Origin of the sequence: Mycobacteroides sp. H003 (assembly GCF_001440135.1) — a bacterium.
In the GTDB taxonomy this organism is placed as follows: Bacteria; Actinomycetota; Actinomycetes; order Mycobacteriales; family Mycobacteriaceae; genus Mycobacterium; species Mycobacterium gwanakae.
Genome location: NZ_LJYL01000021.1, coordinates 39,279 through 61,652, shown reverse-complemented (window position 1 = coordinate 61,652; position 22,374 = coordinate 39,279). Strand labels below are relative to the sequence as shown.

20 protein-coding genes and 1 pseudogene are annotated in these 22,374 nt (G+C 64.7%); 14 read left to right on the top strand and 7 right to left on the bottom strand.

The features are described 5' to 3' along the window. Positions 1-18 precede the first annotated feature (18 nt). The 5 genes from AOT87_RS15515 to AOT87_RS15495 are packed head-to-tail and all read left to right on the top strand — an operon-like array spanning position 19 to position 5,038. The gene (locus AOT87_RS15515) at positions 19-1,590 is read left to right on the top strand and encodes a FadD3 family acyl-CoA ligase (protein ID WP_057967106.1); all 1,572 of its coding nucleotides are present in this window, start codon (positions 19-21) and stop codon (positions 1,588-1,590) included. Next, complete coding sequence (locus AOT87_RS15510) at positions 1,590-2,741, top strand: acyl-CoA dehydrogenase family protein (protein WP_057967107.1); 1,152 nt, start codon at positions 1,590-1,592, stop codon at positions 2,739-2,741. Before AOT87_RS15515 ends, AOT87_RS15510 begins: the two co-directional genes overlap by 1 nt. Continuing rightward, positions 2,738-3,691, top strand: coding sequence for an acyl-CoA dehydrogenase family protein (locus AOT87_RS15505; RefSeq protein ID WP_057967108.1), 954 nt, complete (start codon positions 2,738-2,740; stop codon positions 3,689-3,691). The genes AOT87_RS15510 and AOT87_RS15505 overlap by 4 nt, the downstream gene beginning before the upstream one ends. Continuing rightward, positions 3,688-4,641, top strand: coding sequence for an acyl-CoA dehydrogenase family protein (locus tag AOT87_RS15500; RefSeq protein WP_057967109.1), 954 nt, complete (start codon positions 3,688-3,690; stop codon positions 4,639-4,641). The genes AOT87_RS15505 and AOT87_RS15500 overlap by 4 nt, the downstream gene beginning before the upstream one ends. 22 nt (positions 4,642-4,663) lie before the next feature. Next, positions 4,664-5,038, top strand: coding sequence for a MauE/DoxX family redox-associated membrane protein (locus AOT87_RS15495; RefSeq protein WP_030095763.1), 375 nt, complete (start codon positions 4,664-4,666; stop codon positions 5,036-5,038). A gap of 27 nt (positions 5,039-5,065) precedes the next feature. Here AOT87_RS15495 and arr read toward each other — a convergent pair whose 3' ends face one another. Beyond that, on the bottom strand, positions 5,066-5,491 hold the full coding sequence (arr, locus tag AOT87_RS15490; protein ID WP_057967110.1) for an NAD(+)--rifampin ADP-ribosyltransferase: 426 nt from the start codon (positions 5,489-5,491) through the stop codon (positions 5,066-5,068). A 144-nt stretch (positions 5,492-5,635) separates the two neighbouring features. On the opposite strand from arr, the gene AOT87_RS15485 reads away from it, so the two are divergent. Together AOT87_RS15485 and AOT87_RS15480 are read left to right on the top strand one after the other, a co-directional pair. After that, positions 5,636-6,910 carry a hypothetical protein gene (locus tag AOT87_RS15485; protein ID WP_057967111.1) on the top strand — a complete coding sequence of 425 codons (1,275 nt, stop codon included), beginning with the start codon at positions 5,636-5,638 and terminating at the stop codon, positions 6,908-6,910. A gap of 120 nt (positions 6,911-7,030) precedes the next feature. Beyond that, on the top strand, positions 7,031-8,143 hold the full coding sequence (locus AOT87_RS15480) for an agmatine deiminase family protein (RefSeq protein WP_057967112.1): 1,113 nt from the start codon (positions 7,031-7,033) through the stop codon (positions 8,141-8,143). Positions 8,144-8,150: 7 nt separating this feature from the next. Here the strand turns inward: AOT87_RS15480 and fmdA are convergent, their stop codons facing one another. The 5 genes from fmdA to hsaA form a co-directional block, all read right to left on the bottom strand. Beyond that, positions 8,151-9,407 (bottom strand): formamidase, encoded by a 1,257-nt coding sequence (gene fmdA, locus AOT87_RS15475; protein WP_057967113.1) that lies wholly within the window; start codon positions 9,405-9,407, stop codon positions 8,151-8,153. Between the two features lie 14 nt (positions 9,408-9,421). After that, complete coding sequence (locus tag AOT87_RS27890) at positions 9,422-9,703, bottom strand: zinc ribbon domain-containing protein (RefSeq protein ID WP_081349432.1); 282 nt, start codon at positions 9,701-9,703, stop codon at positions 9,422-9,424. 85 nt (positions 9,704-9,788) lie between these two features. Beyond that, positions 9,789-10,355, bottom strand: a complete 567-nt coding sequence (gene hsaB, locus AOT87_RS15465) for a 3-hydroxy-9,10-secoandrosta-1,3,5(10)-triene-9,17-dione monooxygenase reductase subunit (RefSeq protein WP_030095768.1) — start codon at positions 10,353-10,355, stop codon at positions 9,789-9,791. Continuing rightward, positions 10,352-11,263 (bottom strand): iron-dependent extradiol dioxygenase HsaC, encoded by a 912-nt coding sequence (gene hsaC, locus AOT87_RS15460; RefSeq protein ID WP_030095769.1) that lies wholly within the window; start codon positions 11,261-11,263, stop codon positions 10,352-10,354. Before hsaC ends, hsaB begins: the two co-directional genes overlap by 4 nt. Before the next feature lie 26 nt (positions 11,264-11,289). Continuing rightward, positions 11,290-12,477, bottom strand: a complete 1,188-nt coding sequence (gene hsaA / locus AOT87_RS15455) for a 3-hydroxy-9,10-secoandrosta-1,3,5(10)-triene-9,17-dione monooxygenase oxygenase subunit (protein ID WP_030095770.1) — start codon at positions 12,475-12,477, stop codon at positions 11,290-11,292. Between the two features lie 301 nt (positions 12,478-12,778). Between hsaA and AOT87_RS15450 the strand changes: the two genes are divergently transcribed. From AOT87_RS15450 to AOT87_RS27885, 3 genes and pseudogenes are all read left to right on the top strand, one after another. Continuing rightward, positions 12,779-13,834 (top strand): ferredoxin--NADP reductase, encoded by a 1,056-nt coding sequence (locus tag AOT87_RS15450; protein ID WP_030095771.1) that lies wholly within the window; start codon positions 12,779-12,781, stop codon positions 13,832-13,834. A gap of 64 nt (positions 13,835-13,898) precedes the next feature. Continuing rightward, positions 13,899-14,438, top strand: a complete 540-nt coding sequence (locus AOT87_RS15445) for a hypothetical protein (protein WP_057965288.1) — start codon at positions 13,899-13,901, stop codon at positions 14,436-14,438. Positions 14,439-14,610: 172 nt separating this feature from the next. Then, a pseudogene (locus tag AOT87_RS27885) lies at positions 14,611-14,865 on the top strand (hypothetical protein); the annotation flags it as partial. 21 nt (positions 14,866-14,886) lie between these two features. Here AOT87_RS27885 and AOT87_RS15440 read toward each other — a convergent pair. Continuing rightward, a complete protein-coding gene (locus tag AOT87_RS15440; protein WP_057967115.1) occupies positions 14,887-17,004 on the bottom strand; it encodes an acyl-CoA dehydrogenase in 2,118 nt (705 codons plus the stop codon). A 207-nt stretch (positions 17,005-17,211) separates the two neighbouring features. Here AOT87_RS15440 and kstR point away from each other — a divergent pair, with 207 nt between their 5' ends. Genes kstR through AOT87_RS15420 form a run of 4 tightly spaced genes read left to right on the top strand, consistent with a single transcriptional unit; the run spans position 17,212 to position 22,324 of the window. Continuing rightward, the gene (gene kstR, locus AOT87_RS15435) at positions 17,212-17,889 is read left to right on the top strand and encodes a cholesterol catabolism transcriptional regulator KstR (protein WP_030095774.1); all 678 of its coding nucleotides are present in this window, start codon (positions 17,212-17,214) and stop codon (positions 17,887-17,889) included. A 60-nt stretch (positions 17,890-17,949) separates the two neighbouring features. Beyond that, on the top strand, positions 17,950-20,481 hold the full coding sequence (gene otsB / locus AOT87_RS15430; protein ID WP_030095775.1) for a trehalose-phosphatase: 2,532 nt from the start codon (positions 17,950-17,952) through the stop codon (positions 20,479-20,481). Positions 20,482-20,528: 47 nt separating this feature from the next. Beyond that, positions 20,529-21,533 carry an SDR family NAD(P)-dependent oxidoreductase gene (locus AOT87_RS15425; RefSeq protein WP_030095776.1) on the top strand — a complete coding sequence of 335 codons (1,005 nt, stop codon included), beginning with the start codon at positions 20,529-20,531 and terminating at the stop codon, positions 21,531-21,533. Next, entirely contained in the window at positions 21,530-22,324 is a 795-nt protein-coding gene (locus AOT87_RS15420) for an SDR family oxidoreductase (RefSeq protein WP_057967116.1), read from the top strand. Before AOT87_RS15425 ends, AOT87_RS15420 begins: the two co-directional genes overlap by 4 nt. Positions 22,325-22,374 lie beyond the last annotated feature (50 nt).

Below are 22,374 nucleotides of genomic sequence, written 5' to 3'. Positions count from 1 at the left end.
AAGGTGGGTCGGACGCGTATGGAGTCGGCGCAGCAGACACCCGAACTCACCATCCCGGCAGCATTGGACCAGGCAGCGGCCCGTTTCGGCGGTCGCGACGCCCTCTATGCGGACGGCTCCTGGCTGACCTTCTCAGAACTTCGTACTCGCGCGCGGCGCTTCTCCGCGGCGCTGATCGCGCTCGGGGTCGAGCACGGCGATCGCGTGGCCATCTGGTCCCCCAATTCATGGCACTGGCCCATCGCCTGCCTGGGTGCGCAGTACGCGGGCGCCGCCGTCGTCCCGATGAACACCCGCTACACCGTCGACGAGGCGACCGACATTCTGCAGCGCAGCCAGGCCCGCGTGCTGGTTTCTGTCGGGATCTTCCTCGGTTCGGACCGCATCACCCAGCTGGACGCCGCAACGCTCCCCGACCTGCGGCACATCGTGCGGGTCGCGGTGGAGGACGGCGACCGGTGCAACTGGGACGAGTTCGTGGCGCACGGAAACGACGTCACCGACGAGGACATCGACACCCGCCGGGACACAGTGGGTTCCGAGGACATCAGCGACATCCTTTTCACCTCCGGCACCACCGGGCGCAGCAAGGGCGTGCTGTGCATGCACCGTCAACCGCTGGCCGCCTCCCTGGCCTGGGCCACCTATGGCGAATTCACCGAAAACGACCGCTATCTCTGCGTCAATCCGTTCTTCCACAACTTCGGGTACAAGGCGGGCATCCTGGCCTGCCTGCAGACCGGCGCGGCACTCATGCCGCAGCTGACCTTCGACCCCGAAAAGGCGATGGCCGCCGTCCAGGAGCACCAGATCACCGTGCTGCCCGGCGCGCCGACCATCTTCCAGATGCTGCTCGATCATCCGGCACGCAAGAACTACGACCTGACCTCGCTGCGGTACTCGGTCACGGGTGCGGCCGTCGTCCCGGTGGTGCTCATCGAACGCATGCAATCTGAACTGGATTTCGATCTGGTGCTTACCGCCTACGGCCTCACCGAGACTCAGGGTTTCGCCACGATCTGCCGCTCCGATGACGACGCGGTCACCGTCGCGACCACCTGCGGGCGCCCGATGATCGGCTACGAGCTGCGGATCGACGGCGCGCAGAAACCCGGCGATGAAGGCGAAGTGCTGCTGCGTAGTGCCAATGTCATGAAGGGCTATCTCGACGATCCGCAGGCCACCGCCGAGACCATCGACTCAGACGGCTGGTTGCACACCGGTGATATCGGAAAGCTCGACGAGCGCGGAAATCTCACCATCACCGACCGCCTCAAGGACATGTACATCTGCGGCGGGTTCAACGTGTATCCCGCCGAGATCGAGCAGGTGCTGATGCGCCTGGAGGGTGTGGCCGATACCGCCGTGATCGGTGTTCCCGACGCGCGCCTCGGCGAGGTCGGTAAGGCGTACATCGTGCGCAAGCCCGGTGCATCTCTGGACTCGCAGGCAGTAATCGATTACTGCGCACAGCATGTGGCGAACTTCAAGAAACCGCGGTTCGTCGAGTTTCTCGACGAACTTCCCCGCAACCTGGGCGGCAAGGTGGTCAAACCCACCCTGCGTGCCATGCATGAGGAGTCTGCGTAATGGACCTATTGCTTGACGACGAGACCGAGGCATTCCGGGCGGAGGTGCGCGAGTTCCTCGCCGCCAACGTCCCGAACCCGCCGCTGCCCTCCTACGACTCCCCGGAAGGTGCAGTGGCGCACCGGCAATGGGAACGCACCCTGTACGACGCGGGATTTTCCGCGGTGTCCTGGCCCAGGGAGTACGGCGGTCGTGACGTCACCCTGCTGCAGTGGGTGATCTTCGAGGAGGAGTACTTCAAGGCGGGCGCCCCGGCGCGCATCAGCCAGAACGGCATGTTCCTGCTGGGCCCGACGTTGTTCGCACATGGCAGCAAGGACCAGCTGGATCGCATCCTGCCCAAAATGGCCAACGGCGAGGAGATATGGGCGCAGGCATGGTCGGAGCCGGAATCCGGCAGTGACCTGGCCTCGCTGCGCTCCCCCGCCCGCAAGGTCGACGGGGGCTGGCGGCTGTCCGGTCAGAAGATCTGGAGCTCACGAGCACCCTTCGCGGACAGGGCATTCGGGCTGTTCCGATCCGACCCGACGGCCCAGCGCCATCAGGGATTGACCTACTTCATGTTCGACCTCAAGGCCGAGGGCGTCACGGTGCGCCCCATTCCGCAGCTCGACGGCGACCCCGGCTTCGCCGAGATCTTCCTGGACGACGTATTTGTTCCCGACGAGGACGTCATCGGCGGGGTGCACGACGGCTGGCGCGTGGCCATGAGCACCTCGAGCAATGAGCGTGGCATGTCGCTGCGCAGCCCCGGCCGTTTTCTGGCCACCGCCGATCGGCTGGTGGACTTGTGGAAATCGGTTCCGGACAATGGGTTCGCTTCCGAACGTGTGGCGGACGCCTGGATCGCGGCACAGGCCTACCGGCTGCACACCTTCGGCACCGTGACCCGGCTGGCGGGCGGCGGCGAGCTAGGTGCCGAGTCCTCGATCACCAAGGTGTTCTGGTCCGAATTGGATGTCGCTCTGCACGAGACGGCCTTCGATCTACGCGGCGCGGACGGCGAGCTGACCGGACCGTGGACCGACGGGTACCTGTTCTCCCTCGGCGGCCCGATCTATGCGGGTACCAATGAGATTCAGCGCAACATCATCGCCGAACGCATTCTTGGCCTGCCCAAGGAAAGTGCTCGCACGGGAGGTGCCAAGTGAGGTTCGATCTGGACACTCAGCAGCGGGATTTCGCGGCCAGCATCGATGCCGCCCTGTCGGCCGCCGATGTTCCCGGCGCAGCGCGCGCGTGGGCCACGGGCAATCATGAGCCCGGGCTGGCCGTGTGGTCAACGCTGGCTGACCTTGGCGTCACGGCCCTGGCGGTGTCCGAGAAGTACGACGGCATCGGGGCACACCCCGTCGATCTGGTTGTCGCTCTCGAGGGCTTGGGCAAGTGGGCGGTACCTGGACCCGTTGTCGAATCGATCGTGGTGGCACCGGTCTTGCTCGCGGAGGATGAGCGTTCCTCACAACTCGCTGCCGGAGAACTCATTGCTACGGTCGCCGCACCTCCCGTCACACCGCGTGCGCTCGATGCGGACGTCGCTGGTCTGGTGCTCATCGCCGATGACATCGGGCTCCGTGAGGGGCAGGCCGGTGCCCAGCATGAGTCGATCGATGCCACTCGTCGGGTGTTCGACGTGACGCCGACTGGCGGCGGTGTCTCCCTGGACACCAGCCGCGCCATCGACTTTGGTGTGCTTGGCATTTCAGCACAACTGATCGGTGCCGGACAGGCCCTGCTGGACCGTGCCGTGGAGTATGCCAAGCAGCGTTCCCAGTTCGGCCGGCCGATCGGCTCTTACCAGGCCGTCAAGCACAAACTGGCCGATGTACACATCGCTCTGGAGCTGGCGCGCCCGCTGGTGTACGGCGCCGCACTGGCCCTCGCCGACGAATCCCCCACCGCCGCTCGCGATGTGAGCGCCGCGAAGGTTGCCGCCGGCAAGGCCGCCTACCTTGCCGCGCGCTCTTCTCTACAGACTCATGGCGCCATCGGCTTCACCGCCGAATACGACCTTTCTCTGTGGATCCTCAAGGTGCGGGCGCTGACGGCGGCGTGGGGCACACCGGAATGGCACCGTGCGCGTGTACTGGAGGCACTGTGAGTACTTCCTCAAACGACGAACGGCAGATGCTGCGTGACACCGTCCGTTCTTTGGTGACCAAACGAGCCGACTCGGCCGCGGTGCGCAAGGCGATGGAATCCGAGCGCGGCTATGACGAGAACCTGTGGACCGTCCTGTGCGAGCAGGTCGGAGCGGCAGCGTTGCTGGTTCCGGAGGAGTTGGGCGGTGCCGGAGGCGAGCTCGCGGACGCGGCCGTCGTGGTGGAAGAACTCGGCCGTGGGCTGGTGCCCAGTCCACTGATGGGCACCCTGTGGACGGAGCTGGCCCTCCTCGAGGCCGGCTACCAGGGTGAACTACTGGAATCGCTGGCGGCCGGTGAATCGATCGGTGCGGTGGCCTTCGACCCGGGATACGTCGTCAACGGAGCTATCGCCGATGTGGTGCTCACCCTGGACGGCGACGAAGTACGCCGAGCGGAGAACGTCACCGATACTGCGTTGTCCACGATGGATCCCACCCGCCGACTCGCCGCAGTCGCGGTCAGCGGAAACGAACCGATCGGCGCTGCCCCAGGACTGATCGACAAGGCCGGGCTCCTGCTGGCCGCCGAGCAGGTGGGCGCAGCGGCACGCGCCCTGGAACTCACTGTCGAATACACCAAGACCCGGGTGCAGTTCGGCCGTACGATTGGCAGCTTCCAGGCCCTCAAACACCGGATGGCCGATCTGTATGTGCTGGTGGAGTCCGCACGCGCCATTGTGTACCAGTCCATCCAAGACCTCACCGCCGAGGCCGCGACCGTAGCGAGAATCAAAGCCAGCGAGGCACTCTCGGCAGTGGCCGCGGACTCGATCCAGTTGCACGGCGGTATCGCCATCACCTGGGAGCACGACGCCCACCTGTACTTCAAGCGCGCACACGGCAGCGCGCTGCTGCTGGGAACACCACGTCAGCTGCTCCCAAGCCTGGAGAGCGCCGCGGGACTGTAGGTTCCCGGCCTAGACTCCGGGCATGCAGACCAAAGCCAGCCCCTGGCCCGCCTACCGGCTCGCCGCCGTGCTCCTCGGCGTCGGCGTCGTACATTTCGTCGCACCCAAACCCTTCGACGACATCGTCCCGGCCCAGCTGCCTGGTGAAGCCCGGTTCTACACGTATGCCTCGGGTGTTGCCGAGCTCGGAACCGGTGCGCTGCTGCTGGCCCCGAAGACACGCAGGCTCGGCGGTACGCTCGCGGCGCTCCTGTTCATCGCCGTCTTCCCCGCGAACATCAACATGGCGCGGCAGTGGTGGGACAAGCCGCTGCCACTTAAGCTCGGCGCCATCGCCCGGCTACCGTTGCAGATCCCGATGATCACCGAGGCCCTCAAGGTACGACGTACGGCGTAGCCGTCTTTGATCTTGTTCACTTGTTCATCAGTCATATATGACGGCGTTTCCCGTGCGCTGAAGGTCAGCTAGCCCCGCCCGGAAGGTTTCCATGAATTTGGGCGGGGGCCCTTTCCAGTCCTCAACCTCGCCAACGATGCGCACGGGTTCCCGGGTGCGGTACGAGTGGGTCGGATTCCCGGGGAACTTCTTGTCCGTCACGTTCGGATCATCTTCCAGGGTGCCCTCCGGTTCCACGATGTAGACATGGCCCCTGCCCTCGCCTTTGGCCATGATGGCGGCGAGTCCCGCGCCGATCAGTGTCCTCGTGACGTAGACGTGGTTCATGATGCGGCCCTCCTCGTAGTTCGACAGATGCCCGGCGGTCAACAGATCGCCTATCTCGAGGTCTGCCTTGGTGCCATGGAAATACGCACCCGACTCGTGCGCCTCGAAAAAGTTCGGCATCGTCATACCCGTTCCCATCAGTCGAAATTCGTGGTCGCAGGATTGTGCGTCACGATGGGGGCCTTGCCGCAAGCCCCCCTTCGTGACATATTTTGAAAGGGGACAAGCCAAAAGGTTGACCCCGCAACCGCGCAGTGGTCGGCTTGATCCATGACGCTGCAGATATCCGAACGCGAACGCGAAGCCCTGGCACAGGTCACCACGTTCCCACTGCTGGCAGCGATCACCGGGCGCCGGTCCCGGCGCTTCCCTCTCGGCGGACGCATTCCCGACGGTCCGCTCGCCTACACCAGCGGGCATCCCGTTAGACCGATATCGGAAGTCGAACGCGCACTGATCCTTTCGGTGGTTGGGGGTGTAACCGGATGGCACTATGGCATCACATATCACCCCGGATACGCCCCCGCGTTCCCGAACTACTCCGGCAGTGCGACTGGACGCACCTTTCCCTCCGCCGCCGGATTTCACACCAGCCAGCTCTTCTTCACCGATGACACCGGGATCTACCTGCTGCCGACACGTGATGAACCCCCTCGTGAATTCGCGTCCATCGAGGACTGGATCACTCACACCGCCGACTCCTACGTGCGGATTTCGGACAAACGTCTGGAACTGCCACGAGAGGAGCCGTACATGGAAGGCCACAACACCTGGATCGGGAATCACCCGGGGAGCCTGCTGGCCTTCCCGGTGGCCGATCTGGCCGAACATCTGATCGCGAACCTGTCCTTCTTCGCCGCGAACGGCTACCTGGTCTACGACGACGTCAACAACCGGAGCCTTCCCGGCACCGAAAAGTTCAGCAGCTTAAGGAATTACGACGATCCTATTCCGCTGTCTTTTGTGGAGCAGTACACGCTCACCGAGGCTAGCGCCGAACTGGCCACCGCAACCCACAACGGCGTACTCCTCCTTCAAGCACTCGGACTGGGTGGCTGGATGTTCGACGGGCTCGACCGGCTTTCGGTGCTCGGCGGCTCCGGCGACCCGCGTGCACCCGGTATCGGGTTCCGCTCCGACAACGACGATCGGTGGCCATTTCCGAATGCCACCGGTCTGGATGGATTCTTCGAAACCCTCAGTCCCCCACATGTGCCGACGGTCGCAGCGGGCGTCCAGAAGTACATCGAGCGCAAGTACGGCCCCGGCGGGCCCTTCCACCCCGACACCCCTGGCGCCTGGGCGGATTCACGCAAGGTGCGCGCGGCCGCGTTACCGGCCGAGGCGATCCAGGAGATCGTCACGACGCAGGCCTCGTACATTTACGACACCTTCGGAAAGATTCCCGGCACCGTTCCGACCGTCCATGTCTTGATGTATCTGCAGGCTCAGAACATCGATCTGGGTTTCTATGACACGCACTTCGGCCCTGGCGCCTACCTATCGACACACGCCGAACACGGCAGACGTTGGTACGGAGATTAACGGGGCTGGGACCACGGCGCACCGATGTCGTTCGGCCCGGTCGGCGGCCTGCAACTCAGTGTCACTACCCCGGAAGGGCTGGTTTCGGCGCTCAGCCGCCGGGGGTAGCACAATCTGGATATGCGCCGACGACACCTGCTCCAACTCGGAACGGCGGTAGCAGCGGGCCTCGCACTGACTTCCTGCGCGGACACTGCCGACGAGCCGCAAGATAATGGCGAGGTGAGCGACGGCGAGATCTGGCGCATGCCCGACGAGGGCGAACCACACCTGCGAACCTGGATGGCCTTCGGCGCCAGCGACGAGATCTGGGGCCGGCGGCTCAACCGAAAGGTGCAGCAGAATCTGGGTGCGATCGCCCAGGCCACCGCACAGTTCGAACCGGTGTCCATGCTGGTGCGACCGCAGGAGATCGAACTGGCGCGCCAACTGGCCGGACCCAATGTGGAACTGGTTCCCGCACCACTGGATGACCTGTGGATTCGCGATAGCGGGCCGGTGTTCGTCCGCAACGACACCGGCAAGGCAGCTGTCGATTTCAACTTCAACGGCTGGGGCGACAAACAGAAGCACGACTCCGACGCCACGGTCGCCGTCGAGGTCGCCAAGCGCGCCGGAGTGCGGGTCCTTCACACCGATCTCGTGCTCGAGGGCGGCGGCATCGAGGTCGATGGGGACGGCACCGCGATCATCACCGAGAGTTGCGTGCTCAACAACAACCGCAACCGGGGACGCTCCAAAAAGGATGTCGAGGCAGAGCTTGCGCGTCTGCTTGGTCTGCAGAAGATCATTTGGCTACCGGGCATCGCGGGCATGGACATCACGGACGGTCACACCGATTTCTACGCGCGATTCGCCGGACCGGGCGTCGTCGTCGCAGGGCTGGATAACGACCCCGACTCGTTCGACTACGTCGTGACGCGCCGGCATCTCGACATCCTCGAAAAGGCAACGGATGCGGCCGGACGCCCACTGCGCGTGGAAGTACTCGAGGCACCCGAGCAGGGGCGCGATGACTTCGAATCAGAGGACTTCGCAGCGGGCTACATCAACTTCTATGTGTGCAATGGCGGCGTCATCGCACCCGAATTCGGAGACCCGGACGCCGATGCGGCGGCCAAATCCACGCTGGAGACTGTCTTTCCCGGGCGCAGGGTGGTTCAGCTCGATATCGACGGTATCGCCGCGGGCGGCGGCGGCATCCACTGCGCCACCCAGCAGGAACCGCGGTAGGTCGCCCTCAGCTTGCCACCGAACGCGGCGCGCCGGGCCCGGGATCGATTCGCGCTGGCCCCGTCGCGGACGGCGTCACCGGAAAGTCGAAGATCGCCGTCGGGATATACACAGTGGCACAGGAATTCGGGATATCGACGACGCCCGACAGTCGACCCTCGATGGGTGCTGCGCCCAGCAGGAGATAGGCCTGCTCCGGGCTGTAGCCGAACTTGGTCAGGTAATCGATAGCGTGCAGACAGGCCCTCTGATACGCCAAATGCGAATCCAGATAGCGTTGTTCGTCGTCGAGAGTGACCGAGGTTCCCGAGAAGGCCAGCCATTGCGAGTACTGAGGGTCGGTGTTACCCGGCATGAAGATCGCGTTCTCCGACACCCCGTAGGTGTCCATTCCGCCCTTGAGCACATCGACGTGCAGATCGATGAAGCCACCCATCTCAATGGCTCCGCAGAACGTGATCTCGCCATCTCCCTGCGAGAAATGCAGGTCACCCACCGACAGCTTTCCGCCCGGCACAAACACCGGATAGAACACCCGGCTGCCCTTGGTCAGATTCTTGATGTCCTGATTGCCGCCATTCTCCCTGGGCGGCGCGGTCCTGGCCGCCTCCGACGCCGCCCTGTCAAAGGTGTCGCCGGTAAGCCCACCGAGTACGGCATCCCGGGGTTCTGGCGGAAGAGCCAGTGCGGGAACACGATAGGGGTCAGTAGCGATCAACGCGCCCTCGCGCGCATTCCAACGCGCCAGCAATTCCGCCGACGGCGCCGTCCCCATCAGCCCGGGATGCACAATCCCGGTGAAGCTGACCCCAGGGATATGTCGCGAGGTTGCGGTTTGACCTGAGAAGTCCCAAATCGCCTTGTAGGCATCGGGAAACTGCTCCGTGAGGAATCCGCCACCGTTGGTCGTCGGGAAGATGCCGGTATAACCCCAGCCCTGCCCGGCCAGTGGCCCGGAGTCTTCCTGCGGAATCGGGCCCACATCGAGAATGTCAACGATCAGCAGGTCCCCTGGCTGAGCGCCCTCCACCGAGAACGGCCCCGACAGTGCGTGCACGGTGGTCAGTGGTGCGTCACGGATGTCGTCGGCGGAGTCGTCATTGTGGATCGCACCGTCGAACCATTCGCGGCAATGCACCCGGAATGAAGCACCGGGTTTGACGACGGCAGCCGGCGGAATATCGGGGTGCCACCGGTTATGCCCGACGATCTGTTGTTCGGTGAACTTCTTGCTCGAATCCAACGGGAACAACACTTCGGGCATGGCAATCCTTCCGGTCAGGGGCGAGGCAACTTGCGATGCAAGGGATTTGATGTCACGGGAATCGCCCGGCGCGCGGTGGGCAACGCCGCCACCACGGACGGCTCACTGGCGCTGCGCTGGGTGTCGTCAAGCAGACGCATGCGAGACGAGGCGCCCCGGCTCATCCCGGCTATGCCGAAAACCCGGCGTGCCGGCTCAGGGCAGCCGGGGCAGGACACGCTATCGGGGGCGGTCGCCAAGGGAAAATTGCGCGACGTACTGCCGCAGCTCGTGCAGCGATACTCGTACAACGCCATGACCCGCCCTCACCGAGGTAACACCTGGATCTGAGACGTTACGCCGGATCGGCCAGGCCCGCAGAGGAAATCGATGGCAGGCCGGTTACAACCAGGTGTCCTCGGTGGTGGCGGTGAGGAACGCCTCCAGGTCATTGCGCCAATCGGCGGGCGTGGTCTTGTCCGGCTCGATGCCGGTGTACTGCCCTCGGTAGAACAGCAGTGGCCGGGTGGCCGTCGGCTTCTCGGGGATCTCACTCAGTTCGTTGACAGACCCGAACACCACCCAATGGTCTCCGCCGTCGTGGACGGTGGCGACCTCGCAGTCGATGTGCGCCAGCGACCCGTCGATGATCGGCGATCCGAGACCCGATGGATGCCAATCTATTCCAGCGAACTTGTCCGGCTCTCGTGAGCCGAACCGTGCCGAGACCTCACGCTGGTCCTCGGCCAGCACGTTTACGCAGAACTTGCCCGATGCCTCGATAGCAGCCCAGGATCGCGACTGCTTTGTCGGGCAGAACAGCACCAGCGGCGGCTCCAACGAGAGCGCCGCGAACGACTGGCACGCAAACCCCACCGGCTCGCCGTCGTGCGTTGTGGTGATGATGGTGACGCCGGTGCAGAACTGCCCCAGCACATTCCGGAACGCCCGCGGGTCAATAGCCGTCACTGGTTCAGCTTCGCACCGATGGTGAAGTCGTGGCCCCACAAGCTAACCGCGGTACTCTCCCGCGCAACCCAGGACTCGTCTTCGACCTGGCGTCCCTCACAACCGAATTCGATGTCGAATCCGCCCGGTGTCTTCATGTAGAAGGACAGCATCAAGTCGTTGACATGTCGCCCCAAGCTGGCCGACATCGGCACCTTGCGACGCAATGCACGGTCCAGGCACAGGCCCACATCGTCGGAGTTCTCCACCTCGACCATGAGGTGCACGATCCCGCTCGGGGTTGGCATCGGCAAGAACGCCAGGCTGTGGTGGCGCGGGTTGCAGCCGAAGAAGCGCAGCCAGGCCGGCTCGCCGTCGGCGGGACGGCCCAGCATCTGCGGTGGGAGCCGCATGGAGTCACGCAGCTTGAACCCCAGTACATCTCGGTAGAAATGCAGCGACTCGGCGTCGTTCTTGGTCGACAGCACCACGTGACCCAGGCCCTGCTCCTCGGTGACGAACTTGTGCCCGTACGGGCTCACCACCCGGCGGTGTTCCAGGGCAACACCGTGGAACACCTCTTGGATGTTGCCCGAAGGATCCTCGAAGATGATCAGCTCATCGACACGGCGCTCGGCCTTCTCCTGCGCGGTGCCCTCCTTGTACGGAGTGCCGTTGGCTTCCAGCGCCTCCCGGACCTGCTGTAGTCCGGCAGCGTTGGCGGCTTCCCACCCGGTAACCGACAGTCGGTCGTGCTGTCCGGGGAAAATCACCAGACGGGCGGGGAAGTCGTCCATGCGCAGGTACAGCGCACCGTCAACCGTGCCCTTGCCTTCGACCATGCCGAGGATCTTGAGCCCGTACTCACGCCAGGCCGCCATGTCGGTGGCCTCGATGCGCATGTATCCCAGTGAGCGGATGGCGTCCATTCTCGGATTCCTCCTAATACCCGGCGTTAAACCATTGTGTCGGTGGCGGGCAGCTCGAAGGCGTGGTTACCCCAGATTTGGTAAGCCCGCTCGGCGTCGTTGGCAGCGTGCACACGACCGGCGTGGGCATCACGCCAGAATCGCTGAACCGGAGCGTCATTGGACAGCGCAGTAGCACCGGAGTTCTCGAACAGCAGATCGATCGAGGCGATCGCCCGGCCGGTGGCACGCACCTGGTCGCGGCGGGCCGCGGCGCGCAGCTCGAACGGAACCTCCTGGCCTGCCGAGATGAGCTTGTACTCGTCGCCCACATTCCCGATCAATTGGCGCCACCCGGCGTCGATATCACTGGCCGCCTCGGCCACCCGCACCTTGGTGAACGGATCATCCTTGGCCTTCTCACCGGCGTACGCCGCGCGCACCCGCTTGCCCTGGGCCTCGACGTGGGCGTCGTAGGCGCCGTATGCCATGCCCATGATCGGCGCGGTGATGGTGGTGGGATGCATGGTGCCCCAAGGCATCTTGTACACGGGTGCCGTGTTGGTCTCGTAGCCACCGGCTGTCTGGTCGTTCATCTTCTTGTACGACAAGAAGCGGTGCGACGGCACGAACACGTCCTTGACGACGACGGTGTTGCTGCCGGTGCCACGCAGACCCACGACGTTCCACACGTCGTCGATCCGGTACTCGGTACGCGGGATCAGGAAGCTACCGAAGTCGACCGGACGGCCGTCCTTGATCACAGGGCCACCGAGGAAAGCCCAGGTGGCGTGGTCACAACCCGAGGACCAGTTCCACGCGCCGTTGACCAGGTACCCGCCGTCGACGACGACGCCGGCACCCATCGGCGCGTACGAGGAGGACACGCGCACGTTAGTGTCGTCGCCCCACACCTCCTCCTGCGCCTTCTGGTCGAACAGGGCCAGGTGCCAGTTGTGCACGCCGATGATCGAGGAGACCCAACCGGTAGAGCCACAGGCGCTGCCCAAACGACGCACCGCCTCGTAGAAGGTGGTGGGGGCGGTCTCGTACCCACCCCACTGCGAGGGCTGCAGCAGCTTGAAGAAGCCGATCTCCTGCAGTTCGGCGACCGTGGCGTCAGGCAGACGCCGCAGGTCCTCGGTCTCCTGCGCGCGCTTGCGCAGGATCGGCAGCAGGTCGTCAATTCCTGCGAGAACCGCCTGAATCTCGTCCCGCTGTTCGGTCGTCGTCACTGCATTTCCTCCACTGCTGTAGTTAGCATCAGTCGGCACAAACTAGGGCTAGTAGTTCGCGACACCCGCTGTACACCCACGGTGGTAGCGCGTGTTCCCTGCTGAGACTAGAACACGTTTCGATCTGTGTCGACACCGCCTCGCCTACCCCAGGAAGGCGGGCTCATCTGGAACGAAGCGACGACGGTGTTGTAGGGCCAAAGGTCAATTCTGTAACCTGTTCTAGTTCCACGAAGCTGGCGGCTCTTCGCGCAAGCGGCTCATCGCCCCCGGGCGACGTACAACTGACGGAGGAAATCACGTGACGGACGTTCCGCTGGGGAAACACGTCCTCGAGGTTCGCATCGCCGAAGTGATCGACGAGACCGCCGACTCCCGGTCGCTGGTCTTCGATATCCCCGAGGACGCGGCCGACAAGTTCGCGTACACACCCGGCCAGTACCTGACGCTGCGCATTCCCTCCGATCGCACTGGATCGGTGGCACGCTGCTACTCGCTGTCCAGCTCACCGCATATCGACGAGCGGTTGACTGTCACGGTCAAACGCACCGTCGATGGTTACGGGTCCAATTGGCTTTGCGATAACGCGCATGCCGGCATGCACATGCACGTCCTGGCGCCCTCCGGAGTATTCGTCCCCAAAGAACTCGATCGTGACTTCCTGCTGCTGGCCGCAGGTAGCGGCATCACCCCGATGATGGCGATCTGCAAGTCCGCACTCTCACAGGGCAGCGGCAAGGTGGTGCTCATCTACGCCAACCGCGACGAGCGGTCGGTGATCTTCGGTGCGGCACTTCGCGAACTGACGGCGCAATATCCGGATCGGTTGACCGTCATCCATTGGCTCGAATCGGTCCAGGGGCTGCCCTCACAACAAACCCTGGCCACTTTGGCCGCCCCGTTCGCGGCCGGACACGAGGCCTTCATCTGCGGCCCCGGGCCGTTCATGGACGCCTCGGAGGCCGCGCTCAAGGGCAACGGCATGCCTGAGGAGCGCGTGCACGTCGAAGTTTTCCGTTCCCTGGAGAGCGACCCGTTCGCCGAGGTGGTGCTGGCCGAGCCCTCTGACGACGATGAACCGCCTGCCACGGCCACCGTCGAACTCGACGGTGAGACCCACACGGTCAGCTGGCCCCGGAGCACCGTCCTGCTCGACGTCCTACTCGCAAAGGGACTGGACGCACCGTTCTCTTGCCGCGAGGGGCACTGCATGACCTGCGCCTGCATCTTGAAGGACGGCAAGGTCCGCATGCTCGTCAACGACGCGCTGTCGCAGAACGACCTCGATGACGGGTACATCCTGGCGTGCCAGGCGGTGCCCGAGACCGACGATGTCAACGTCACCTTTGATGAGTGAACGCCAGGTTCAGAAAAAAGATCTCAGCGACGCGGCCCCACCGGGCCGATACGATTCCCCCATCATGAGCTCCCTGAAAGCGGCGCTGGCCGCCGCATCACTGGTGGTCACGTCCCTGGTCTTCCCAGGCACGGCCACCGCCGAGGTCAAAACCACCGACGTCAGCACGCCCGTCGACGAGGGGCGTCAGCTCGAGGTGCACGCCACGGCCGACTGCCGCAAGGCCGAACGGCAGTGCTACTACACCGCGAGCTTCAACCTTCGGACCCCCAACGGGATTGAGGGATTCGGGGGAGATCTGTGGGCCAAGCAGACCACCGAGCTGCGTACCTCGGACCGGATGAACTATCTCTGGGTGCAATGGGCCGACAATCCGAACACCGTGGAGCACAACGGCGGTAGCACCTGGCTGCTCACCACCGTCTACTTCGGTGGAGGTGACGTCGACCGCTTCCGGATCACCGGCACCACCCAGCCGACCGACTGGGCGACCGGACAACCCAAGCTCGACGCCGACTACATCGTGTGCAGCCACGTGGAGGCCAGCATCGGCGGCCGGAGCGTAATCTCGCCCGACGCCTGCGCACAGGCCCGCTTCAGCTAACCGTCACCAGACGGCGTACCGAGCACCCGCTCTGACCATGTAGGTGTGCTGCCCGCGTCTATGCGACAACAATTGGTCAGGCCGGTAGTTGTCGCATAAACGCGGGCACCAGACGTGTGTTGTTTAAGACGCCAGTCCGACAATGTCGGCGCACCGTGGCATGGTGCTGAGCATGAACGCTCGGGCCCGGTCGCTGCGCACCGATTTGCGTTACCTGCTCGTCCTGCATATCCATCGCCACGGGCTCACCTCGGTATCCGAGATGGTCACCATGTTGGCGGACGTAGGTTTTGACGTAGATGGCCGGCCGTCAAAGACGATCTCGGATGCACTGCGCACCGATGTCAAGCTCGACCGAGTTCGTCGACGCGGCCGTGGCCTCTACAGTCCGGGCGCTCTCCCGCGCAGCACCCAACACCGCATGCGCACCCGAGCTGACTGCTGGCTGTCAACGCGGCAGACCGAGCAACCGCTCCCCTGCCACGCTGAGCAGGATCTGCGTGGTGCCCCCGGCAATCGACAGGCATCGGTCCCGCATGAACAGCCACATCTCGTGTGACTCCACCGCTCCATGAGAGTCCACATAGTCAAGGATGTGCTCCGACAGCCCCTGACGATGCCGCACGCCGACGAGCTTGCGCACGCTCGAGGCCGCACCCGGATCCTGACCACCGATGGCGCGCAGCGCGGTGCGCAGATCCAGCAGCGCACCCGTCTGCGCCGAGCACACGAATACACCAAGCGTATCCAGTTGTGCCCCATCTAATTCTGCGTCCCCGATGAGCGTCAGCAGCGACTCCATGGCCTCGTCGAGCGTGCCGCCCCCGGCCATGGCCACCCGTTCGTTGGCCAGTGTGGTGCGGGCTAGACGCCATCCATCGTCGACCGATCCGACCACATTCTCGTCCGGAACGATCACACCATCCAGGAAGACCTCGTTGAACATCTCCTCCCCGGTGATCTCACGCAGCGGCCGCACGGTGATCCCCGGGGTCTTCATATCGAGCAAGAAGTACGTAATGCCCTTGTGCTTGGGCACATCGGGGTTGGTCCGCGCCAGGCAGATCGCCCAGTCCGCGATCTGAGCCTTGGAGTTCCACACCTTCTGTCCGTCGAGCTTCCACCCACCGTCAACCCGGGTTGCCTTGGTACGCAACGCCGCAAGATCGCTACCGGCACCGGGCTCGGAGAACAGCTGGCACCATTCGATCTCACCGCGCAGTGTGGGAGCCACGAATTGCGCTATCTGCTCCGGAGTTCCGTGCTCGAGAATGGTAGGAGCCGCCCACCACCCGATCACGAGGTCGGGGCGGGTGACTCCCGCGGCATGCAGTTCCTGATCGATGAGCAACTGCTGCGCGGCCCCCGCGCCCAGCCCGTACGGCGCGGGCCAGTGCGGGGCCAGGAAGCCCGTCTCGGCCAGCCGAACCTGGTGTTCATCTTTTGGTGCCGAAGCGATTTCCGCAGCGGTGGCAGTGACCTGAGCCCGCTGGGCCTCCACGTCACCGAGGTCGATGGTCAGGGAGCGGCGAGTTCCCCCGAGGGTCAGCGCGGCGGCCTTACGCCGCCATACCGCGGGCTTACCCAGGAAGGACTGCAGTGCGAAGGCACGCCGCAGGTACAGGTGCGCGTCGTGCTCCCACGTGAACCCGATGCCGCCAAGAATCTGAATGCAATCCTTGGTGTTGACCACCGCGGCATCGACCGCCACGGCCGCCGCGACCGCAGCAGCAAGCGAAAGCTGCTGGAAATCAACACCATTGGCCACCGCATCCTGCGCGCATCCGGCGGCATCCCAGACTGCGACATCTGCCTGCTCGACCCTGCACAGCATTTCGGCACACATGTGTTTGATGGCCTGAAAGCTGCCGATCTGCTTACCGAACTGCTCACGCACCTTGGCGTACTCGACGGCGGTCCGCAGCGCCCAGCGCGCCACACCCACCGCCTCGGCCGCGAGGGTCACCGTCGCGAGATCGGCGACCACGGCTTTCGGCAGACTCACCGGATGCGCCTCGGCGCCGTTCAGGGTGATCGCGGCCCACGGGCGCGAGAAATCGGTGGCCTTTTTGACGTCCACCGTGGCACCCGCACCCGCGCAGTCGACCAACACCCAACCATCGGGCCCCGGCGCAAGCAGCACTCCATCGACGGTGCCACCCAGCACCGCGGGCAACACGCCCGAGGCCAGCCCGTCGGCGACGGTCAGGCTCCCGGTGAGGGCCAGGCCCGCCGTGCGCTCACCCGAGGCCAGCGCCGCCACCAATTCCGCCGGCCCGGCGGGCGCGAGCACCACAGCAGCCAACGCACTGGTGGCAACCGGCCCCGGCACCAAGGACGCCGCGGCCTCGTCGACCATGACGATCATGTCGTCGAATCCGGCACCCGAACCGCCTGCGGCCTCGGGCACCGCGACACCGAATATTCCCAGCTCAGCCAACCCGGCATAGGCCGGGCCCCACCCGTGGGGGTCGGATTCCATCTTGCGGACCGACTCGATGACAGCCGCGCTCTTGGCCCACTGACGGACAGCGTCCCGGGCGGCTTCCTGAACATCGGACGACACAGATTCTCCTCGGCTTGATTCGGGTACACGAGACTAGAACGTGTTCTAATATCGTGATTGGGTTCAGTGTAGTAGGAACGCATTCAGGCTGTACAGAGCACTACCGGAGGGCCAGGGAGACCTGAAACGACCGACGGTCATCCGTATAGTCGTGCGCTGAAACCGTCCCGTGGACACACGGGATTGAGCACAGGGAGTACAGACGCCATGGCAACGCCTCGGACATCTAACGCATCGGAAGCCGTGCAGTCGGATAACGGTGACACCGACGCCGCGAATCAGCCTGCAGCCGTCTCAGCACTGTCCGATGACGATCTCGGTTCGACCGCGCAGCGCGAGCGCCGCAAGCGCATCCTGGATGCCACCTTGGCCATCGCATCCAAGGGCGGGTACGAAGCAGTGCAGATGCGTACTGTCGCCGAACGGGCAGACGTCGCCGTGGGCACGCTGTATCGGTACTTCCCCTCCAAGGTGCACCTGCTCGTATCCGCGCTGGAGCGCGAATTCGAGCAGATCGACGCCAGATCGGATCGCAACACCGTCAGCGGCAGCACCGCGTATGAACGCCTGCACACGGCGATCACGCGGCTGAATCGCAACATGCAGCGCAACCCCCTCCTTACCGAGGCGATGACCCGCGCCTTGGTCTTCGCGGACGCTTCCGCCGCCGGTGAGGTTGATCACGTGGGCCGGCTGATGGACGGTATTTTCGCCCGCGCGATGGCCGGTGACGACGACCCTTCCGACGCGCAGTTCCACATCGCGCGTGTCATCTCGGATGTCTGGACCTCCAACATGATTGCCTGGCTGACGCGTCGGGCGTCGGCAACCGACGTGAGCCACCGTCTCGATCGCACCGTCAGATTGCTGCTTGGCATTACCTGAGCAGCAACGCTTGGCCTAGCCAGCCCGCCGTAGGTAGCGGACGTAGACTCGGGACCCGTGGTGAGTGCCCAAGATCTGCCTGTCGAACTGCGCCGGGCTCTTTCCGAAGTCGCCCGTACTCCTCGGCTGTTGGTGGCCTCCGACTACGACGGAACCATCGCTCCGCTGGTCAACAACCCCGATGACGCACGCCCACACCCCGAGTCGACCACGGCGTTGCGGGCGTTGGCGGGACTGCCGTCGACAACCTCGGCGCTGATCTCCGGGCGCGCACTGCGTGACCTGGCGACCCTGTCGCGGCTGCCCTCCGAGGTACATCTGGTCGGTAGCCACGGATCGGAGTTCGATGCCGGCTTCGTGCACGCCATCGACGGAGACGCCAAGGCGCTGTTGAAGACCATCGCCAACAAGCTGTCAGCCATCGCCGCCGAATACGCTGGGGTGGCCATCGAGCTGAAACCGGCGAGCGTCGCACTGCACGTGCGTAACGCCTCGGAAGAGGACGGCGATGCCGCGCTGTCCCAAGCACTTACCGTGGCCAACGGGTGGGGCGCGCAGGTCACCGAGGGCAAGAAGGTTCTCGAATTCGCGGTCATACCCACCGACAAGGGACAGGCGCTCGACATCTTGCGCCATCAGGAAGGCGCGACCGCCGCGGTGTTCTTCGGCGACGACGTCACCGACGAGAAGGCCTTCAAGCGACTGCATGGCCCCGACGTGGGTGTCAAAGTGGGCGACGGAGAAACACTCGCCGGATACCGCATCCCGGACACCGAATCGGTGGGCACCGCACTGGCTTTCCTGCTTGAGGAACGTCGCACCTGGCTGCTCGGCGGTCACGCCACCCCCATCGAGCGTCTCACCATGCTTGCCAACTCACGCACGCTCGCGCTGGTGACCCCCACCGGTGACATCACCTGGATGTGTCACCCGGAACCCGACTCGGCAGCCGTCTTCGCCCACCTCCTCGGTGGGGATGAGGCCGGGCACTTCACCATTGGCCCCGCACGGTCGGCGCTGCCACTCGGCCAGAAGTACATCGACAGCACCATGACTGTTGAAACCCGTTGGGCCAGCCTGCAGGTCACCGACTACCTGGCGCACGACGAGATTCCCGGGCGTACCGATCTGATCAGGGTTGTCACCGGTGAGGCCGATGCGGTGGTCACGTTCGCCCCGCGCCCCGAGTTCGGTCAGACACCAGTGCAGCTGGTAGCCGACGAGGGCGGTCTGCGGGTGCTGGGCACCAACGACCCGATTGTGCTGCGCGCACCCGGCGTCACCTGGAGCATCTCCGCCGACGAACAGACCGCCACCGCGACGATCAGCCGCTCCAACCGGCCGATCGCTCTCGAATTACGATGCGGTACAGAAGATTTAGGGCCTAACCCGGTCCCCGAACCTGAGCTGCGGCGCCGCGCCGAGTCGTATTGGCGCGACTGGGCGCAGACCCTGACACTCCCCGAGCGCAAGCCCGGACTGATGAAGCGCTCGGCGCTGACGCTGCGCGGCCTGGTGCACGCCGAATCCGGCGCGATCCTTGCGGCCGCCACCACGTCATTGCCGGAAGACATTGGCGGCATTCGCAACTGGGATTATCGGTACTGCTGGCTGCGCGACGCCTCGATGACCGCATCGGCCCTGGTGGCGTTGGGATCGCTGGGCGAGGCCGAGGGCCTGCTGGGCTGGCTGCACCGAGTACTGGAGCACCTGCCCGGCCCAGATCGCCTGCACCCGCTGTACACCTTGTCTGGAACCGTGCTGCCGCCCGAGGCGGTGATCGACTCGCTGCCCGGATACGCGGGCTCACGCCCGGTCCGCGTCGGCAACGCCGCCAACTCACAAGTGCAGCTGGACGTCTTCGGTCCCGTGGTGGAACTGATCCACGATCTGACTCACGCCCGTAAGCGTCTCGGACACGCCGAACCGCTGACCGATGCCGACTGGAACCTGGTATCCGACATGGTTCTTGCCGTCGAACGCCGGTGGTACGAACCCGACCACGGAATCTGGGAGATCCGCGGCAATCCGCGGCACCACGTCTACTCCAAGGTGATGTGCTGGGTGACCGTGGACCGTGCGGTGAAACTCGCCGAAGAGTTCCAGCGCGAGACTCCCGCGGGCTGGGCCGGACTACGTGACGAGATCGCCGCCGAGGTCATCGACAAGGGGTGGAACGACTCGGTGAAGTCCTTCACCGCCGCCTATGACGGCACAGATCTGGATGCTGCCACCCTGTACATCGGACTGTCCGGGCTGATCGAGCCGACCGACCCCCGGTTCACCGCGACAGTGATCGCCACTGAAGCCGAGCTACGCAGTGGTGCAACAGTTTACCGATACCACCGCGATGACGGCCTGCCCGGCGGAGAGGGCGGCTTCCATCTGTGCGCCGCCTGGCTCGTGGAGGCCTACCTGCTCATCGGTGCGCGATCACAGGCCGAGCTGCTGTTCGACCAGTTGGTCAAGGCCACCGGCCCCACCGGCCTGTTGTCCGAGGAGTACGACCCGGTGGCCGAACGCTCGCTGGGCAATCACCCGCAGGCATACAGCCACATCGGGCTGCTGCGCTGCGCCGCCTTGCTGTCCTAACCGGCCATTTCGCCGCGCCACCGGCGGCGCGGGCATAGCGTTCAGCCATGAACCCCATGCAACGTCTCAGCTCCCTGGCGTCGCAGCAGTTTGGCAAGGTCAACAAGGCCCTGACAACGCCGACCGGACAGCTCACACCACACGCCATCGCCAAGCTCGTCACACCGAGCCGAAGTCTGCGCTCGTCGGTCCGCAAGAAGATCGTCATGATCACCGGCGGCTCGTCCGGCATCGGCCAGGCCGCAGCGCTGCAGATCGGCGAGGCCGGGGGAACGGTACTGCTCGTCGCCCGCTCCGAGGACAAGTTGCAGGAGACCGCCGCGCAGGTTCGCGGTGTCGGCGGGACCGCCCACGTGTTCCCGTGCGACCTGTCCGATATGGATGCCATCGATCGGATGGTGAAAGACGTGCTTGCCGAGCACGGCAGGGTGGACATCCTGATCAACAACGCCGGTCGATCGATCCGGCGCTCGCTGGCCCTGTCCTACGACAGGCCACACGATTTCGAGCGCACCATGCAACTGAATTACTTTGCGCCCCTGCATCTCATCCTCGGCTTCATGCCGGGCATGCGTGAGCGCAAGTTCGGCCACGTCATCAACATCTCGTCCATCGGGGTGCAGACAAAGGTGCCACGATTCGGCGCGTACATCGCATCGAAGGCCGCGTTGGACACGGTCTCCGATGCGTTCCAGGCCGAGACGTCGGATGAGGGACTGCGTTTCACCACCATTCACATGCCCTTGGTGCGGACCCCGATGATCGCGCCGACGACGCTGTACCAGAAGTTCCCGGCCCTGACCCCGGACGAGGCGGGTGAGGTGATCGCCAAGGCGATCATCGAGCGGCCCCGGCGAGTGGCTTCGGCATTCGGACGGATCGCCTCGTTCGCAGATTCACTCACCCCGGAAATCATGGATGCGGTGCGCAATCAGGGGTACAAGATGTTCCCGGATTCCGATGCCGCCAAGGGGGTCAAGAACCTCAAGCCCGAAGAAGTTGACAGCGGACAGCAGATCTTCATCGACGCCACACCCGGGGTGCACTGGTGAGCCTGCCTAAGCCAGAGGCCGCCGGCCCCGTCGTCATCACCGGGGCGTCCTCGGGGATAGGCACCGAGCTGGCGTACGGGCTGGCCAAGCGCGGATACTCGTTGACGCTGGTAGCGCGCCGCAAGGACAGGATGGACAAGCTCGCCGACATCCTGACGGCACGCCACCACATCGAAGTCGGCGTGCAGGCACTGGACCTTGGCACCGAGTCCGGCCGCGCCGAGTTGCGCGAGTGGATTGCCGCCAATCGCATTGCGGGATTGTGCAATTCTGCGGGGTTCGGCACCAGCGGGGTCTTCCATGAGTTGCCGTTGGATCGCGAGCGTGAAGAGATCGAGGTCAACGTCATCACACTGGTCGAGCTGACCCATGCCGCGGTGGCAGGCATGGTTGATCGGGGGACCGGGGCCGTCCTGAACATCGCCTCGGTTGCCGCCTTCCAGCCGATTCCGTACATGGCGACCTACGCGGCGACCAAGGCCTACGTGCAGTCCTTCTCCGAGGCCGTGCACGAGGAGCTGCGGGGCACGGGCGTGTCCTGCACGGTGTTGTGTCCGGGACCGGTGCCCACGGAATGGGCGGAGATCGCGAGTGCGGAGCGGTTCAGCGTGCCGGGTGTACAGGTCTCTGCGAAGCACGTGGCCGCAGCGGCAATCAAGGGCATGCAGCAGGGCGCGCGCAGCGTGGTCCCGGGAGCGGTACCCCAGGCGATGACCGTGGCCGGGCGCTACACGCCACGATCACTGCTGCTACCGGCACTGCGTGTGGTCACCAAGCTCAGCGAACGCTGACACGTTTTGCACTCTCCCCGCCCATCCCCCATAATGAAAACCGTTTTCAT